Source organism: Streptococcus mitis, assembly GCF_002096755.1.
GTDB classification, from domain to species: Bacteria; Bacillota; Bacilli; order Lactobacillales; family Streptococcaceae; genus Streptococcus; species Streptococcus mitis_AC.
Genome location: NZ_NCVF01000019.1, coordinates 43,563 through 61,069, shown reverse-complemented (window position 1 = coordinate 61,069; position 17,507 = coordinate 43,563). Strand labels below are relative to the sequence as shown.

Annotated in this window: 17 protein-coding genes; 10 read left to right on the top strand and 7 right to left on the bottom strand. The window is 42.0% G+C overall.

Annotated features, from left to right (window positions below; genetic code table 11):
• Window positions 1-4: 4 nt before the first annotated feature.
• From B7700_RS02340 to B7700_RS02330, 3 genes are read right to left on the bottom strand one after another with little or no spacing between them, the layout of a single operon-like run.
• Entirely contained in the window at window positions 5-763 is a 759-nt protein-coding gene (locus tag B7700_RS02340) for an amino acid ABC transporter ATP-binding protein (RefSeq protein WP_000004999.1), read from the bottom strand.
• Window positions 764-1,441 carry an amino acid ABC transporter permease gene (locus tag B7700_RS02335; RefSeq protein WP_084886865.1) on the bottom strand — a complete coding sequence of 226 codons (678 nt, stop codon included), beginning with the start codon at window positions 1,439-1,441 and terminating at the stop codon, window positions 764-766.
• The gene (locus tag B7700_RS02330) at window positions 1,401-2,081 is read right to left on the bottom strand and encodes an amino acid ABC transporter permease (RefSeq protein ID WP_084886863.1); all 681 of its coding nucleotides are present in this window, start codon (window positions 2,079-2,081) and stop codon (window positions 1,401-1,403) included. Before B7700_RS02330 ends, B7700_RS02335 begins: the two co-directional genes overlap by 41 nt.
• Before the next feature lie 215 nt (window positions 2,082-2,296).
• On the opposite strand from B7700_RS02330, the gene lctO reads away from it, so the two are divergent.
• The 6 genes from lctO to B7700_RS02300 all read left to right on the top strand — a co-directional run bounded on the left by lctO (window position 2,297) and on the right by B7700_RS02300 (window position 9,231).
• On the top strand, window positions 2,297-3,433 hold the full coding sequence (gene lctO / locus B7700_RS02325) for an L-lactate oxidase (RefSeq protein WP_084886861.1): 1,137 nt from the start codon (window positions 2,297-2,299) through the stop codon (window positions 3,431-3,433).
• Between the two features lie 167 nt (window positions 3,434-3,600).
• Complete coding sequence (locus tag B7700_RS02320) at window positions 3,601-3,996, top strand: CopY/TcrY family copper transport repressor (RefSeq protein WP_049511579.1); 396 nt, start codon at window positions 3,601-3,603, stop codon at window positions 3,994-3,996.
• A 10-nt stretch (window positions 3,997-4,006) separates the two neighbouring features.
• On the top strand, window positions 4,007-4,378 hold the full coding sequence (locus B7700_RS02315) for a cupredoxin domain-containing protein (RefSeq protein ID WP_000935077.1): 372 nt from the start codon (window positions 4,007-4,009) through the stop codon (window positions 4,376-4,378).
• 9 nt (window positions 4,379-4,387) lie between these two features.
• Window positions 4,388-6,631, top strand: a complete 2,244-nt coding sequence (locus tag B7700_RS02310; RefSeq protein WP_084886859.1) for a heavy metal translocating P-type ATPase — start codon at window positions 4,388-4,390, stop codon at window positions 6,629-6,631.
• Window positions 6,632-6,953: 322 nt separating this feature from the next.
• The gene (spxB, locus tag B7700_RS02305; protein ID WP_000191819.1) at window positions 6,954-8,729 is read left to right on the top strand and encodes a pyruvate oxidase; all 1,776 of its coding nucleotides are present in this window, start codon (window positions 6,954-6,956) and stop codon (window positions 8,727-8,729) included.
• Between the two features lie 154 nt (window positions 8,730-8,883).
• Entirely contained in the window at window positions 8,884-9,231 is a 348-nt protein-coding gene (locus B7700_RS02300) for a VOC family protein (protein WP_001052638.1), read from the top strand.
• Window positions 9,232-9,396: 165 nt separating this feature from the next.
• On the opposite strand, the gene B7700_RS02295 is transcribed toward B7700_RS02300, so the two are convergent.
• A complete protein-coding gene (locus tag B7700_RS02295; protein ID WP_000913393.1) occupies window positions 9,397-9,741 on the bottom strand; it encodes a lipopolysaccharide assembly protein LapA domain-containing protein in 345 nt (114 codons plus the stop codon).
• Window positions 9,742-10,067: 326 nt separating this feature from the next.
• On the opposite strand from B7700_RS02295, the gene B7700_RS02290 reads away from it, so the two are divergent.
• The 3 genes from B7700_RS02290 to manA all read left to right on the top strand — a co-directional run bounded on the left by B7700_RS02290 (window position 10,068) and on the right by manA (window position 12,961).
• Window positions 10,068-10,328: a SemiSWEET family transporter gene (locus B7700_RS02290; protein WP_001291473.1), complete on the top strand. Its 261-nt coding sequence runs from the start codon at window positions 10,068-10,070 to the stop codon at window positions 10,326-10,328.
• Between the two features lie 128 nt (window positions 10,329-10,456).
• Window positions 10,457-11,896 (top strand): 6-phospho-beta-glucosidase, encoded by a 1,440-nt coding sequence (locus B7700_RS02285; RefSeq protein ID WP_084886857.1) that lies wholly within the window; start codon window positions 10,457-10,459, stop codon window positions 11,894-11,896.
• Window positions 11,897-12,016: 120 nt separating this feature from the next.
• On the top strand, window positions 12,017-12,961 hold the full coding sequence (manA, locus tag B7700_RS02280; protein ID WP_023947250.1) for a mannose-6-phosphate isomerase, class I: 945 nt from the start codon (window positions 12,017-12,019) through the stop codon (window positions 12,959-12,961).
• Between the two features lie 40 nt (window positions 12,962-13,001).
• Here manA and B7700_RS02275 read toward each other — a convergent pair whose 3' ends face one another.
• The gene (locus B7700_RS02275) at window positions 13,002-14,342 is read right to left on the bottom strand and encodes a sodium-dependent transporter (RefSeq protein WP_033687199.1); all 1,341 of its coding nucleotides are present in this window, start codon (window positions 14,340-14,342) and stop codon (window positions 13,002-13,004) included.
• 234 nt (window positions 14,343-14,576) lie between these two features.
• Between B7700_RS02275 and B7700_RS02270 the strand changes: the two genes are divergently transcribed.
• Complete coding sequence (locus B7700_RS02270; protein WP_084886854.1) at window positions 14,577-15,317, top strand: MerR family transcriptional regulator; 741 nt, start codon at window positions 14,577-14,579, stop codon at window positions 15,315-15,317.
• 41 nt (window positions 15,318-15,358) lie between these two features.
• On the opposite strand, the gene aao is transcribed toward B7700_RS02270, so the two are convergent.
• The gene (gene aao, locus B7700_RS02265) at window positions 15,359-16,534 is read right to left on the bottom strand and encodes an aminoacetone oxidase (RefSeq protein ID WP_084886852.1); all 1,176 of its coding nucleotides are present in this window, start codon (window positions 16,532-16,534) and stop codon (window positions 15,359-15,361) included.
• Window positions 16,535-16,591: 57 nt separating this feature from the next.
• Window positions 16,592-17,437 (bottom strand): DegV family protein, encoded by an 846-nt coding sequence (locus tag B7700_RS02260; RefSeq protein WP_084886851.1) that lies wholly within the window; start codon window positions 17,435-17,437, stop codon window positions 16,592-16,594.
• Between the last annotated feature and the right edge of the window lie 70 nt (window positions 17,438-17,507).

Here is a 17,507-nt window from a genome sequence, read left to right as displayed (position 1 = left end):
TCCTTTATAGATATGAGCCAAATTGGCTAAAGTCAAAGACGTTTAAAAATTCCTGGGCTCGTTTGGTTTGCGGATTGGTAAAGAAGGCTTGAGCTGTTCCTTCTTCAGCGATTTTCCCTTGGTCGAGGAAGATAATCCGATCGGCAATAGCTTGAGCAAACTGCATTTCATGGGTTACTAAAATCATGGTACGGCCTTCTTGGGCCAAGTCATTGATGAGTTCCAGAACCTCACGCACCATTTCTGGATCCAGCGAAGCAGTCACTTCGTCAAAGAGGATAATTTCTGGGTGCATGAGGAGGGCACGAACAATTGCAACCCGTTGCTTCTGTCCGCCAGATAATTGACGCGCAAAGCTATGTTGTTTATCTAGCAAACCGACACGTTCCAGTAGTTGCAGAGCTTCTTCCGTTACTTCTTTCTTGTCCCTTCCTTGAGCTTTGATAGGGCCTAGGATGAGGTTTTGTAGGACATCCAGATGGGGAAAGAGTTCATAACTTTGAAAGACCATGCCAATCTTTTGGCGAACTAGGTGAAAATCTTTTTTATTTTCAACGATAGACTGACCGTCCAGAAGAATATCTCCACCTTGAATACTTTCTAAGCCATTGAGGCAACGAAGGAGTGTACTTTTCCCACAACCAGATGGTCCTAGGATAACGACAACTTCCCCTTTTTTGATATCTAGAGAAAGTCCTTGGAGGATGGGATTGTCTCCGAAGGATTTTTTTAGTTCCTTGATTTCTAAGATAGTTTCCGACATTTAGTTCCTCCAATGTTTTTCTAGGTGAGTGGATAGTTTGGAAATAGGAAAGCAGACTGCAAAATACAAGACCAGAATGGTTCCATAAATCCAGAAGGAAGCGGTTGGGATAGTCAAGCGATTGCTATCGATGATTTGTTGTCCAACCTTGGTTACTTCAACAACTCCAATCAAAACAACCAAGGAAGTGGTTTTGATCATCCGAGTGACAAGATTGATAGCCTGCGGTAGCAGTCTTCTCAAAACCTGTGGGATGATAATGTGGTAGTAAAGTTGAACGTTTGTCAAGCCGAGCGCCTGTCCACTTTCAAACTGATGCTTAGGGAGGGAAGTGATGGCTCCACGTACCAAGTCTCCCATTTCAGCCGTTCCCCAGAGGGTAAAAACGATAATAGCTGAAGTCTCACCTGAGATATTGATATTAAAGTTTCGAGCTAAGCCAAAGTAAACGATGAAGAGTAGCACCAGCTGGGGCATGATACGGATGAATTCTAAATACAATCGTGTCAAAAATCGTACGATTCTAGAATGGGAGGTCATGATGATTCCCATGACTGTTCCGAATATCATGGATAAGAGGACAGACAGGATGGATATCCCAATCGTAACGCCCAATCCCTGTAAAATCCGCAGGAGATTATTTCCCTGAAAGAGTACTTGGATTCCCAAATCCTGCATGGCGGAGCCTCCTTTCTATCCAACTAAAGACCAGTGAGATGGGTAGCAACATGATAAGGTAAGCACCTACCAACATAGCCAGTGCAATGTCTGTCTCATAGTAGAGCCCAATCAAGTCTTTGGCGACGTACATGAGGTCGGCCAAAGCTACTGCTGAGAAAACAGAGGTTTCCTTGATGAGGAAAATGACATTGGCGCTAAAGGAGGGGAGTGCCACAGCTGTTGCTTGCGGAAGAACCACATAGCGAAAGACCTGTACAGGTGTCAGACCGATAGCTAATCCAATCTCCTGCTGGGTTTGACTGACGGCTTCCAGCCCACTTCGGAAAGATTCTGCCATATAGGAGCCTCCTAAAAAGACCAGCCCTAAAGTGGCACAGACTTCTGAAGATAGGACAATCCCGATTCGGGGAAGTCCGAAGTAGAGAAAGAAGAGTTGAATCAAAAGGGGCGTATTACGTGACAATTCAATATAGGCTGTCGCTACTTGCGCCAAAACAGGGATTCGATAATGTCGGATGATACTAACGATTAAACCGAGCAGAAAGGATCCCAAAATTCCCCAAACTGCAATATGCAAGGTTAGAAAGAATGCCTTTTGATATAGTGGTAGATATTGTTCAACAATGGACCAATCCAAAAATAGAACCTCCCATCTAGAAATAATACAGTTATTGTAGCACTTAAAATCTTCTTTGGATAATATCTATTTTTTATTGCCGTTATAAGGATTTTTTATCATAGACATAAAATTTCTGAAATTTACAAACAAAATATTTGAAAAGTTTTGAAAAAAGAGTTAAGATATTTTTGTAACATACAAAGTAAACGCTTACTTATTAAGGAGGGCATTTTATGTCATACAAAACAAGCAATGCAGAAGGCTATGTAGATTTCATCAATACCTATGATTTGGAGCCAATGGCGCAACAAGTTATTCCTAAAGCAGCATTTGGCTATATCGCTAGTGGGGCGGAAGATACTTTCACTTTGCGTGAGAATATTCGTGCCTTTAACCACAAACTCATCGTTCCGCATACACTTTGCAATGTAGAAAATCCAAGTACAGAGATTGAATTTGCAGGTGAAAAATTGTCTTCACCAATCATTATGGCGCCTGTTGCGGCTCATAAATTGGCAAATGAACAGGGTGAAGTGGCGACTGCGCGTGGCGTGCATGAGTTTGGTTCTCTTTACACAACTAGCTCTTACTCTACTGTCGATCTTCCAGAAATTACGGAAGCCCTTCAAGGGACACCACATTGGTTCCAATTTTACTTTAGTAAAGATGACGGAATCAACCGCCACATCATGGACCGTGTGAAGGCTGAAGGTTATAAAGCGATTGTCTTGACGGCAGATGCGACTGTAGGGGGCAATCGTGAGGTTGATAAGCGTAATGGTTTTGTCTTCCCAGTTGGCATGCCGATTGTTGAAGAATACCTGCCAGAAGGTGCTGGTAAATCAATGGACTTTGTTTATAAATCAGCTAAACAACGCTTGTCTCCACGTGATGTAGAATTTATCGCTGAATACTCTGGACTTCCTGTGTATGTCAAGGGACCACAATGCCGTGAGGACGTTGAACGTTCGCTTGCTGCAGGTGCATCTGGTATCTGGGTAACAAACCACGGTGGACGCCAAATTGATGGTGGACCAGCAGCCTTTGATTCACTTCAAGAAGTAGCTGAAGCGGTTGACAAACGCGTGCCAATTGTCTTTGACTCAGGTGTTCGTCGTGGTCAACATGTCTTTAAAGCCTTGGCATCAGGAGCAGACTTGGTAGCTATTGGTCGCCCTGTTATCTATGGCTTGGCCCTCGGCGGTAGTGTCGGTGTACGTCAAGTCTTTGAACACTTGAATGCAGAATTGAAGACAGTCATGCAATTGTCTGGAACTCAGACTATTGAAGATGTTAAACACTTCAAACTCCGTCACAACCCATACAACCCAACCTTCCCAGTTGACCCACGCGACTTAAAATTGTATTGATAAAACAGCTTGCCTCCACATAATGTGGAGGTTTTTCTTGTGTTTTAATCACTTTTGGCATGAAGATTAAAAAAAGAGAAAGATTCGATTTTCATAGTTGACAAATGTAGATTTTTGAAGTATACTAATAACTGTAATCGACAAATGTAGATTTAGGAGGTGTGATTATGCAGATTTCAGATGCAGAATGGCAGGTCATGAAGATTATTTGGATGCAAGGAGAGCAGACAAGTACGGATTTGATCAGGGTTCTGGCGGAGCGGTTCGACTGGTCCAAGTCGACCATTCAAACTCTTTTGGCTCGTTTGGTTGAGAAAGAGTGCTTGACTCGGAAAAAAGAAGGCAAGTCCTTTGTCTATTCAGCTCTTTTAACTTTAGACCAAAGTCGGGATTTACTTGTCCAAGATATCAAGGACAAGGTTTGTTCTCGTAGGATTAAGAACTTGTTAGCTGATTTGATTGCTGAATGTGATTTTACTCTGGCTGACTTGGAAGACTTAGAAGCTGTGATTTCTAAGAAGAAATCAAGTGCTGTAACAGAAGTAAGATGTAATTGTATGTAAAGGAGACGTCATGTTAAATAGTATTGTAACCATTGTTTGTATTGCCCTTATCGCGTTTATCTTGTTTTGGTTTTTCAAAAAGCCTGAAAAATCTGGACAAAAAGCCCAGCAAAAAAACGGCTACCAAGAGATTCGAGTGGAAGTCATGGGGGGCTATACGCCTGAGTTGATTATCCTCAAGAAATCAGTGCCAGCCCGCATTGTCTTTGACCGTAAGGATCCTTCACCCTGTCTGGACCAAATTGTTTTTCCAGATTTTGGTGTACATGCGGACCTGCCAATGGGTGAAGAGTATGTAGTGGAAATCACGCCTGAGCAGGCTGGAGAGTATGGTTTCTCTTGTGGCATGAATATGATGCACGGCAAGATGATTGTAGAATAGGAGAATGATATGACTGAAATTGTAAAAGCAAGTCTTGAAAATGGTGTTCAAAAAATCCGTATCACGGCAGACAAAGGCTACCATCCAGCCCACATTCAACTGCAAAAAGGAGTTCCTGCTGAGATCACCTTTCACCGTGTGACACCTTCAAACTGTTATAAGGAAATTCTGTTTGAAGAAGAAGGCATCTTGGAACCAATCGGCGTAGACGAGGAGAAAGTCATTCGTTTTACACCTCAAGAATTAGGCCAACATGAATTTTCTTGTGGCATGAAGATGCAAAAGGGAAGCTATACAGTCGTTGAGAAGACTCGAAAATCTCTATCACTTTTACAGCGTTTTTGGATTACTAGTATCTTTACTGTGCCTCTTGTGATCCTCATGATTGGGATGTCGACAGGAGGAATTAGTCACCAAGTCATGCGTTGGGGCACCTTTTTAGCCACAACACCGATTATGCTAGTAGCAGGTGGTCCTTATATCCAAAGTGCTTGGGCTAGTTTTAAAAAGCACAATGCCAACATGGATACCTTGGTTGCTCTGGGAACCCTAGTGGCCTATTTCTATAGCTTAGTTGCCCTCTTCGCTGGTCTCCCCGTTTACTTTGAAAGTGCTGCATTTATCTTCTTCTTCGTTCTTATGGGAGCCGTTTTTGAGGAGAAAATGCGGAAAAATACTTCCCAAGCTGTGGAGAAATTACTTGACTTGCAGGCTAAAACTGCAGAAGTCTTGCGTGAGGATAACTATGTTCAAGTCCCTTTGGAGCAAGTCAAGGTAGGTGACCTGATTCGAGTGCGTCCCGGTGAAAAGATTGCGGTTGATGGTGTCGTAGTAGAAGGTATCTCTAGTATTGATGAGTCTATGGTGACAGGTGAGAGTCTGCCTGTGGACAAGACAGTTGGAGATACCGTCATTGGTTCAACCATCAATAATAGTGGAACACTTGTTTTTAGAGCAGAAAAAGTTGGTTCAGAGACTGTTTTGGCTCAGATTGTGGATTTTGTGAAGAAAGCTCAGACAAGTCGTGCGCCGATTCAGGACTTGACGGATAAAATTTCAGGGATTTTTGTTCCAGCAGTTGTCATTTTAGGGATTGTGACCTTTTGGGTTTGGTTCGTCTTGCTCAGGGATAGTGTAGTTGTGCTTGGAGCGAGCTTTGTGTCTTCGCTTCTCTATGGAGTAGCAGTTCTGATTATTGCCTGCCCTTGTGCATTGGGACTTGCAACACCGACAGCCCTTATGGTGGGGACAGGTCGCAGTGCCAAGATGGGAGTTCTCCTCAAAAATGGAACGGTTCTACAGGAAATCCAGAAAGTCCAAACTATTGTTTTTGATAAGACAGGAACTTTGACGGAAGGGAAACCTGTGGTCACAGATATCATCGGCGACGAAGTAGAAGTGCTTGGATTGGCAGCTTCCTTGGAAGAAGCTTCTCAACACCCATTGGCTGAGGCTATTGTTAAGCGAGCGACTGAAACTGGACTTGAGCTTCACACTGTGGAAAATTTCCAAGCCTTGCACGGAAAAGGTGTTTCAGGGCAAATCAATGGAAAACAAGTTTTGCTTGGAAATGCTAAAATGCTGGATGGCATGGATATTTCTAGCACTTATCAGGAAAAACTAGAACAACTGGAAAAAGAAGCTAAGACAGTTGTGTTCTTGGCTGTTGAGAATGAAATCAAAGGCTTGCTTGCTCTGCAAGATATTCCTAAGGAAAATGCTAAGCTTGCCATCAGTCAGTTGAAAAAACGAGGTCTTAAAACAGTCATGCTGACAGGAGACAATGCTGGTGTGGCGCGTGCCATTGCCGATCAGATCGGAATCGAAGAGGTCATTGCAGGTGTCTTGCCAGAGGAAAAAGCTCATGAAATCCATAAACTACAAGCGTCTGGCAAAGTAGCCTTTGTTGGGGATGGTATCAATGACGCTCCTGCCCTTAGTGTAGCAGATGTGGGGATTGCTATGGGAGCTGGAACAGATATTGCCATCGAGTCAGCAGATTTGGTGTTGACAACTAATAACCTCCTAGGAGTGGTTCGTGCTTTTGACATGAGTAAGAAAACCTTTAATCGAATTCTGCTCAATCTTTTCTGGGCCTTTATCTACAATGTCGCCGGAATTCCGATTGCAGCAGGAGTCTTTTCAGGTGTTGGACTGGCTCTCAACCCAGAACTGGCAGGTCTAGCCATGGCCTTTAGTTCTGTATCCGTTCTGACCAGTTCACTCTTACTAAACTTTAGTAAAATAGACTAAAAGCGGGCTTGCTCGCTTTTTATACTCTTCAAAAATCTCTTCCAACCACGTCAGCTTTGTCTGCAACCTCAAAGCTGTGCTTTGAGCAACCTGTGGCGAGCTTCCTAGTTTGCTCTGTGATTTTCATTGAGTATTATAAAACAGAAGCTAAAAACGTTTTCAAACTGTACTGTAATAGAGAATAAAAACTTCTGAGCAGATTCTTAGTAAAGTCAAAATAAATGTGATAAATTAGTATTGTAAAAATTTACTGAAACGTTTTCAAAAACTATATGAAACCTTTTTTAGTAGATTTAAAAATATTTGAAGGAGAGTTATCATTATGACTCAAGGGAAAATTACTGCATCTGCAGCAATGCTTAATGTATTGAAAACATGGGGCGTAGACACAATCTACGGTATCCCATCAGGAACACTCAGCTCATTGATGGATGCTTTGGCTGAAGACAAAGATATCCGCTTCTTGCAAGTTCGTCACGAAGAAACAGGTGCTCTTGCAGCGGTTATGCAAGCTAAATTCGGCGGCTCAATCGGGGTTGCAGTTGGTTCAGGTGGTCCAGGTGCGACTCACTTGATTAACGGTGTTTACGATGCAGCTATGGATAACACTCCATTCCTAGCAATCCTTGGATCACGTCCAGTTAACGAACTCAACATGGATGCTTTCCAAGAATTGAACCAAAACCCAATGTACAACGGTATCGCTGTATACAACAAACGTGTAGCTTACGCTGAGCAATTGCCAAAAGTAATCGACGAAGCTTGCCGTGCTGCAGTTTCTAAAAAAGGTCCAGCTGTTGTTGAAATCCCAGTAAACTTCGGTTTCCAAGAAATCGACGAAAATTCATACTACGGTTCAGGTTCATACGAACGTTCATTCATCGCTCCTGCTTTGAACGAAGTTGAAATCGACAAAGCTGTTGAAATCTTGAACAATGCTGAACGTCCAGTTATCTATGCTGGTTACGGTGGTGTTAAAGCTGGTGAAGTGATTACTGAATTGTCACGTAAAATCAAAGCACCAATCATCACAACTGGTAAAAACTTTGAAGCCTTTGAATGGAACTATGAAGGTTTGACAGGTTCTGCTTACCGTGTTGGTTGGAAGCCAGCCAACGAAGTGGTCTTTGAAGCAGACACAGTTCTTTTCCTTGGTTCAAACTTCCCATTTGCTGAAGTTTACCAAGCATTCAAGAATACTGAAAAATTCATCCAAGTCGATATCGACCCTTACAAACTTGGTAAACGTCACGCCCTTGACGCTTCAATCCTTGGTGATGCAGGTCAAGCAGCTAAAGCTATCCTTGACAAAGTGAACCCAGTTGAATCTACTCCATGGTGGCGTGCAAACGTTAAGAACAACCAAAACTGGCGTGATTACATGAACAAAATCGAAGGTAAAACTGAGGGTGAATTGCAATTGTATCAAGTTTACAATGCAATCAACAAACATGCTGATCAAGACGCTATCTACTCAATCGACGTAGGTGACACTACTCAAACATCTACTCGTCACCTTCACATGACACCTAAGAACATGTGGCGTACATCTCCACTCTTTGCGACAATGGGTATTGCCCTTCCTGGTGGTATCGCTGCTAAGAAAGACAATCCAGATCGCCAAGTATGGAACATCATGGGTGACGGTGCATTCAACATGTGCTACCCAGACGTTATCACAAACGTTCAATACGACCTTCCAGTTATCAACGTTGTCTTCTCAAATGGTAAATATGCCTTCATCAAGGACAAATACGAAGACACAAACAAACACTTGTTTGGTTGTGACTTCCCTAATGCTGACTATGCGAAAATCGCTGAAGCTCAAGGTGCTGTAGGATTTACAGTTGACCGTATCGAAGACATCGATGCAGTTGTTGCAGAAGCTGTTAAACTCAACAAAGAAGGTAAAACTGTTGTGATCGATGCTCGCATCACTCCACACCGTCCACTTCCAGTAGAAGTACTTGAATTGGATCCAAAACTTCACTCAGAAGAAGCAATCAAAGACTTCAAGGAAAAATACGAAGCAGAAGAACTCGTACCATTCCGCCTCTTCTTGGAAGAAGAAGGATTGCAATCACGCGCAATTAAATAATTCCTCTCGTCGAAAATCAAATTTAAACTGTGTTATCTTCACCTTGCCGTACTTCAGTACTGCCTGCGGTTCGATGCCTTGTTTATTCTTTGATTTTCTTAGAGCGAAACTTAAAAAGATCGGAGCAATCCGGTCTTTTTATGGAGGATAGTAAATGAATTTAAATCAATTAGATATTATCGTTTCAGATGTTCCCCAAGTCTGTGCTGACTTGGAGCGTATTTTGGATAAAAAGCCCGATTATGTTGATGACAGTTTTGCTCAGTTTACGATTGGCAGTCACTGTCTGATGTTGTCCCAAAATCATTTGATTCCTTTGGAAGATTTTCAGTCAGGAATCATTCTTCATATCGAGGTTGAGGATGTAGACCAGAATTACCAACGGTTGAAAGAACTTGGTATCCAGGTTTTAAACGGACCAACTGTAACCGATTGGGGAACAGAGTCCTTATTAGTTAAAGGGCCTGCTGGTCTAGTGATTGATTTTTATCGTATGAAGTAGGTAATTCTATTATCAAATTTTTTATCTAAACATTCTTGGAGTGAAACTTAAAAAGATCGGAGCAATTCGATCTTTTTTGTATTTATGCGACTTTCAGTCCGTCTCGCTCCGTTAGGTGCGAGACAAAAAACCACCCGTTTTCACGGGTGGTTATGATTTCTACACTTATTGTTTGGCTTCCTGTTTTAATTGTTGCACCTGTTCCTCGTACTGGACAAGCTCCCTGTCTTTTATATTGATAGTCGCTTCTGCTTCAGCAATGCGGCTTCTCAGATCTTGAGTCTTGTTATGGTGATAGCTAATACCAATAGCACTACCAGCAATGATCCCGATTACTAGACAAGTAAAAATCACCAAAATCAAGGGAGCAGATAGTTGTGTAAAGACAAGACTGACAGTTACTGTTTGACGATTGAGTAGACCAAATGAGATCACAATGACTAATAAGCTCAAACCGCCAATTAGATAAGCCTTATCTTTCAGTGACAATTCATTAAATTTTTTTAGCATAAGTTCCTTTTCTCCTGACTATGTTGATAGAAAACTACACACCATTTAGGTATTAACAAAATTCATTTTACTAGAAAATTTCGATACTGTCAATAATTTCTAACGGCTTATTTACCATCAATCAATCGATTCATTGAAAAGGAGTATTCATTTTCTAATATTTGATTGAGTAAACAGAACGGAGCAATTCGGTCTTTTTTCTGTTCCCTCTTTCTTATAACAAGATTGTGATAGTTTATATCTTTATAACAAAAGTTTTAAAGACTTGATTGTTTTGAAAGAATATTTTAAAATAAGATTCAGTAAAAATGAAAGAGGTTTTGAAAATGTCTGAAAAACAAATGAAAATTTTAGGTTGGGTAGCGACCTTTATGTCTGTTATGATGTATGTGTCTTACTTCCCACAAATCATGAACAATCTGGCTGGTCAAAAAGGAAATTTCATCCAGCCCTTGGTTGCTGCCATCAACTGTAGTCTCTGGGTTTACTACGGTCTTTTCAAAAAAGAAAGAGATATCCCCCTTGCTGCTGCCAATGCACCAGGTATCGTTTTTGGCCTAGTGACAGCTATTACAGCTTTGATTTAAAAAGAAGACTGGTTTCAGTCTTTTTTTCGTACATTTGAGCAAGCTCAGGACATCATTACCCAGATAGTTCCAAACTTTTTGTCCCCTTTTTAGTATAATAGAACTAGCAAATCAAGTGAGGTAAAGTGATGACAGAAATACTACAATTTCCAGAGGGCTTCCTCTGGGGTGGTGCTACGGCAGCTAATCAATGTGAGGGTGCTTATAATCTCGATGGGCGTGGTTTAGCTAACGTTGATGTGGTACCCATTGGACCAGATCGTGAAGCCATTATCACAGGTCAGAAAAAGATGTTTTCGTTTGAGGAGGACTATTTTTACCCAGCCAAAGAAGCCATTGATATGTACCATCATTACAAGGAAGATATTGCTCTTTTTGCAGAGATGGGCTTTAAGACTTATCGACTTTCCATTGCTTGGACTCGGATTTTTCCTAAGGGCGACGAAACAGTGCCAAATGAAGCTGGTCTAGCCTTTTATGAGGACTTGTTTAAGGAATGTTATAAGTATGGAATCCAACCTCTGGTTACCATTACGCATTTCGACTGTCCTATGCACTTGATTGAAGAATACGGTGGTTGGCGCAATCGTCGGATGTTAGACTTCTATGAAAAACTTTGTCGCACACTCTTTACCCGCTATAAGGGCTTGGTCAAATTCTGGCTAACCTTCAATGAAATCAACATGATTCTCCATGCACCCTTTATGGGAGCTGGACTCTGTTTTGAAGAAGGAGAAAATCAAGAACTGGTTAAATATCAGGCTGCACACTATGAGTTGGTAGCTTCAGCTCTTGCGACAAAGATTGCCCACGAAATTGACCCAGAAAATAAGGTGGGATGTATGTTGGCTGCAGGGCAATACTATCCTAACACAGCCCATCCAAGAGACTACTGGGCAGCCATGGAGGAAGACCGCAAGAGTTACTTCTTCATTGATGTTCAAGCGCGTGGGGAATACCCAAACTACGCCAAGAAGCAGTGGGAGCGTGAGCGAATCGAGATTCAAATGACTGCAGAAGATTTAGAGTTGTTGAAGGACAATACTGTTGACTTTGTTTCCTTCTCTTACTATGCAAGTCTAGTAGCCTCAGGTGATCCAGAAGTTAAAGAATTAACTGCTGGAAATATCTTTGCCTCTCTCAAAAATCCTTATCTTGAATCCTCAGAATGGGGATGGCAGATTGACCCACTTGGTCTTCGTATCACCCTCAATGCTATCTGGGATCGTTACCAAAAGCCAATGTTCATCGTGGAAAACGGTCTAGGTGCTATGGATACACCGGATGAGAATGGTCATGTAGCAGATGACTATCGGATTGCTTACTTAGAGGCTCATATCAAGGCCATGCGAGATGCCATTTACCAAGATGGCGTTGACTTGCTTGGTTATACGACTTGGGGCTGTATCGATCTGGTTTCAGCTGGAACAGGCGAAATGAACAAGCGCTATGGCTTTATCTATGTAGATCGAGATAATGCTGGTCATGGAAGCCTCAAACGTAGCAAGAAGAAATCCTTCTACTGGTACAAGGATGTCATTGCCAGCAATGGTGCAAGCATTGAGTAGAGCACATTTGTTCACTATTTTTATAAAATCTTCTCCCTACTTTATAATATGTGAAAAAGAGTTCAATTAGATGGAGCTTTTTGCTATAATGAGGGGAGAAAAATCAGACAGGAGATCGACATGTCAGAACCATTATTTTTACAATCAGTTATGCAAGAAAAAATCTGGGGTGGAACCAAGCTACGTGATGAGTTTGGTTACGACATCCCAAGTGAAAAAATCGGAGAATATTGGGCCATCTCAGCCCATCCAAATGGAGTCTCTAAAGTTGCCAATGGACGCTACCAGGGAACAGACCTAGCTACTTTGTATGCAGAACACCGTGAATTGTTTGGCAATCGTCCTGAGCCTGTATTTCCGCTTTTGACCAAAATCCTCGATGCCAACGACTGGCTCAGCGTCCAAGTCCATCCAGACGATGCATATGGGTTAGAACATGAAGGTGAGCTAGGTAAAACAGAGTGCTGGTACATTATCGCAGCGGACGAAGGTTCAGAAATTATCTACGGTCACAATGCTAAATCAAAAGAAGAACTCCGCCAGCAAATTGAGGACAAGAACTGGGATGCCTTGCTTACCAAAGTACCTGTTAAGGCTGGAGATTTCTTCTATGTTCCAAGTGGCACCATGCATGCTATCGGAGCAGGCATCTTGATTCTTGAAACCCAGCAGTCTAGTGACACCACCTATCGTGTCTATGACTTTGACCGTAAGGATGATAATGGTAACTTGCGTGAACTTCACCTTGAAAAATCCATTGATGTCTTGAACATTGGTGAGCCTGCAAATAGCCGTCCTGTAACTGTTAAAGCAGATGATTTGCGTTCCACTCTCCTTGTATCCAATGATTTCTTTGCAGTTTACAAGTGGGAAATTACTGGAAAAGTTGACTTCGAAAAGACAGCTGACTACAGCTTATTCAGTGTCTTAGCTGGTCAAGGTCAGCTTACTGTTGACGGGAAAAACTATCCAATTCAAAAAGGTAGCCACTTTATCCTACCAAGTGATGTAGAAGCTTGGACCTTGGAAGGACAAGATTTGGAATTGATTGTTAGCCATCCATAAAAAAGAAAGGGCTTGAGTTTATTACTCAAGTCCTTTTTGATTACATAAATTGGGCGATGAAAACCACGATGATGATGATTGGAATGATGAAACGAAGAAGGAAGAGCCAGACTTGGAACAGTCCCTGTTTCCATGCTGTTTCATCGAGATGGAGTTCCTCCATTGCAAGAGCCTTTTTAAAGATATAGCCTGTAAAGAGTGAAAGGCAGAGAGCTCCAAATGGCATAAGGAGATTGGAAACCAAGAAGTCCATAGCGTCAAAGAAGGTCTTCCCAAAGATGTGAACATCCGCCATGACACCGTAAGATAGGGCTGAAGGAATTCCAAAGACAAAGGTCAAGATTCCTAAAATGGCACTCCATTTGGCACGTTTGCTGTTGTCCTGATTGGTGATATTGCCCACATTGATTTCCAGCATAACGACAGAAGAAGTGACTGTCGCAAAGAGGAAGAGCAAGAGGAAGAGGATGTAGAAAATGGTTCCAAAAGGCATCTTGTCAAAGAGTTGAGGCAAGACGATAAAGAGCAGGCTCGGTCCTCCTTCAGATTGGATATTGAAGGCTGACATGGCTGGGAAAATGGCTAGACCCGCCATGATGGATACCGAGATGTTCATGGCTACAATAGAAATTCCTGACTGGACCAGATTGGTTTTCTTATCCAAGTAAGAAGCATAGGTCAGCATGGCTGTAACCCCTAGTGAGAGGGCAAAGAAAGATTGTCCCAGAGCATAGAGGAGACCAGCACTGGTCAGTTTTGAAAAGTCTGGTTTGAGGAAGTAAAGAACCCCTTCCATGGCATTTGGCAAACTGAGAGAGCGTCCGATGATGACGACAAAGATGATAAAGAGCAGAGGCATCATGACTTTCGATGCTCTTTCAATCCCTTTTTGAACACCACGTGATACAATAAAGATGTTCAATAAGATAAAGGCCGCTTGAGCTCCTAGAGCAATGGCTGGATTTGAAATGATTGAAGTAAATAACTGAGCATAATCACCCGTTCCACCAAGTTGGAACAATTTTCCAAACTCAATGCCTAGATAGACTAAAATCCAGCCCCCAATAACACTGTAAAACGATAAAAGGATAAAGAGGGCAAAGGCACCAATCCAACCGATAAAGTTATAATTGCTATTCTTGCCGAGTTTTCCAAAGGTTTTGATAGCTGAAACACCAGCACTTCGGCCGAGGGCAAACTCAGCTAGCAAAAGGGGGAAACCGATTAAAATAGTGGAAATGAGAAAGACCAGTAAAAAGCCTCCTCCACCGTTAGCAGCAGTCATGTAGGGGAATTTCCAAACGGCACCAAGTCCGATGGCTGAACCAGCAGATGCTAGGATAAAGCCCAGTTTAGAACCCCATTGCGATTTTTCAGACATAGTTAAACTCCTAAAATTAGTGTTCCAAAAGAAAAAGCTACTGCCCTTGGCAAATAGCCTCATCAGTACTCAAGATGAGCCTTTCTTTTGATTGATAGACTTGACTATCCTATCATGTTTTCTAAGGTCTGTCAAGAAAACCATTTTCATGTTATGATAAAGTAAAAAATTTCGTAAAAACGCTTGACTCTGACCTGAGGGGAGGGGTTATACTATCAATGTAAGGAGGAAATCATGTACCATATAAAAGAAGCTGCGCAGCTTTCAGGTGTCTCTGTCAAGACCCTGCACCACTACGATAAGATAGGACTTTTGGTTCCTTTAAAGTCGGAAAACGGCTATCGAACCTACAGTCAGGAGGATTTGGAACGCCTTCAGGTCATTCTTTACTACAAATATCTAGGTTTTTCTTTAGAAAAAATAGCAGAGCTATTAAAGGAAGAAAGGACTGATTTATTGCCCCACTTGACTAGACAGTTGGACTATTTGACTCGAGAGAGGGAACATCTGGATACCTTGATTTCAACCTTGCAAAAAACCATTCAAGAACAAAAAGGAGAAAGAGAAATGAGCATTCAAGAGAAATTTGCTGGATTTAACTACCAAGACCATCAAAAATACCACCAAGAGGCGGTAGAGAAATATGGACAAGAAGTGATGGACCAAGCGCTCGAGCGCCAAAAAGGTCACGAAGACGAAGCTACGGCTGCCTTCAACCAAGTCTTTCAAGCATTGGCACACAATCTTCAAGCTGGTCTGCCCGTAAAAGCAACTGAGAACCAAGAGCAAGCAGCCAATCTCTTGCAAGCCATTCGTACCTATGGATTTGACTGCTCAATTGAAGTATTCAGTCATATCGGAAAAGGCTACGTCTATAACCCAGAGTTTAAGGAAAACATTGACAAGTTTGGTTCTGGAACAGCCCAGTACACATCAGATGTGATTTTTCATTATGTCCAAACTCAGACAAAATAAAATCGGAGGAGTGATCTTCCGATTTTTCAACTTTAGAGTTTTTAATCGTAATGCAGACTTCCTGCCACCCAACCACTGCAGAGGGCAGAAGTGATGTTAAAGCCACCTGTGTGGGCGTTGATATCCAGTACCTCACCAGCAAAGTGGAGTCCAGGTACCAGCTTACTTTCCAGAGTTTTAGGATTGATTTCCTTGAGACTGACGCCACCCTTGGTAACAAATGACTTAGCAAGAGACATTTTACCAGTTACAGGAATTTTAAGCCCCTTTATAGACTGGAGAAGTTGTTCGCGTTCCTTTTCAGTCAGTTGTTTGACTTTTTCTGGATAGCCTTGCACAAAAAATTCTGCCAAGCGTTCTGGAAGCAAAGTTTTTAAAGCGTTTTTCAAGGATTTTTCACGATTTTCTTCTAGGAATGCAGCCAAGTCCTTCTCAGAAAGTTGAGGGAAAACATCCAGTGAGAGAACCTCCCCACCCTTGACAAAGCTAGACATACGCAGAGCAGCAGGGCCTGACAAACCAAAGTGGGTAAAGAGCAAATCGTGAGTGATGACATGCTTACCATAGCTTAGGGTCACATCGTCCAGCGAAATACCCTGCAAGGCCTTGTGTGGAAAATCTGTCAATAAAGGACTTTCAGCGGCTTCAAGTTCGGTAATGGTATGTTTAAAATGACGAGCAATCTCATGTCCAAAACCTGTCGAACCAGTGGAAGGATAGGATTTTCCGCCAGTTGTGACAATGAGTTTATCACAAGTGAAGCTTTGGTCTGCGGACTTAAGGACAAACTGGTCGTCTATTTTTTTAACCGAAACAATCTCGGTTTGAGTAGCAACCTGACCACCGAGCTCAGTGATTTTCTTTTCCAAGGCCTCGATTATGGTACGAGACTTGTCACTAGCAGGAAAGACGCGTCCGTGGTCTTCGACCTTAAGTTTAACACCATTTTCTGAAAAAAAGTTGATGATATCATGGTTATCAAACTGGGAGAAGACACTGTATAAAAAGCGTCCGTTCCCAGGTATTCCAGCTAGTAGCTCATCTAGAGTTCCATTGTTGGTGACATTGCAACGTCCCCCACCAGTCCCAGCTAATTTTTTTCCAAGTTTCCGATTTTTTTCTATGAGGAGGGTTTTCTGTCCATAAAAGCTACTGGAAATCGTAGCCATCATGCCAGCAGGACCTCCACCGATGACAATTGTATCAAAATGTTTCATAGCTCTATTGTACCACAAAAAAACAAGAGATGAAGTCACCTCTTGTCAAGAATGCAATTAATCAATTTCATATCCCATCAGCAAACCACCATCTTCTGCATAGAAACTGCAGAGACCAGATGTTGGGAGAATTTTAATATCCGCCTGTGGGAAATTTTCACGGATTCGGTCTGAAAGCTGTTGGCAACATTTCTCGTTATTGCGTTGAGCCATGACAATACGACCGCCAGCATATCCTGCTTTTACTAACTCATCATAGGCGGCTTGAACTGATTTCTTTGAACCTCGCGCTTTTTGTAGCAATTCAAGGGTTCCAGTTTCACTAGCTTCTCCGACCATACGGATATTTAGAAGGCCAACGACCGTACCGATAAGCTTGCTCAAACGGCCGTTCTTCACCAAGTTATCGACTTTAGCTAGGACAAAGAGCAACTTGGTTTTTTCTTGATAGGCATTGATAGCTTCAACCACTTCTTCAAAAGATAAGCCCTGGTCAATCAAGTCATTTAATTTTTCTACGAGCAAGTCAACTTCACCGCCAGCAGACAAACTATCAATCACATGAATCTTAGTATCAGGATGGTCTTCCAGATAAATATTCTTAGCCAGTTGAGCACTATTGTGACTGCCAGAAAGAGTACCTGTGATGGTTACTAGGAAAATGTTTTTTGATCCTTCAAATGCTCGCAAATAATCATCTGGGCTTGGACAAGCTGATTTTGAAGCTTCTGCAGTTGCATACATGGTTTCCATCATTTGGTCAATATCAAGACTGGCATCATCAACAAAAATCTGATCAGCTACTTGAATGGTTAAGGGAACACTTACAAAGGTCGTGTCAATAGCTGGCTTTGCCAGTTGACGATAATCACAACCAGAGTCAGCAATAATCTTCCAAGTCATAGAAATTCTCCATCTTTGTCAGTTATACATTGACAAAGGTTCTGTCTTTTTTTACAATTATATCATGAAA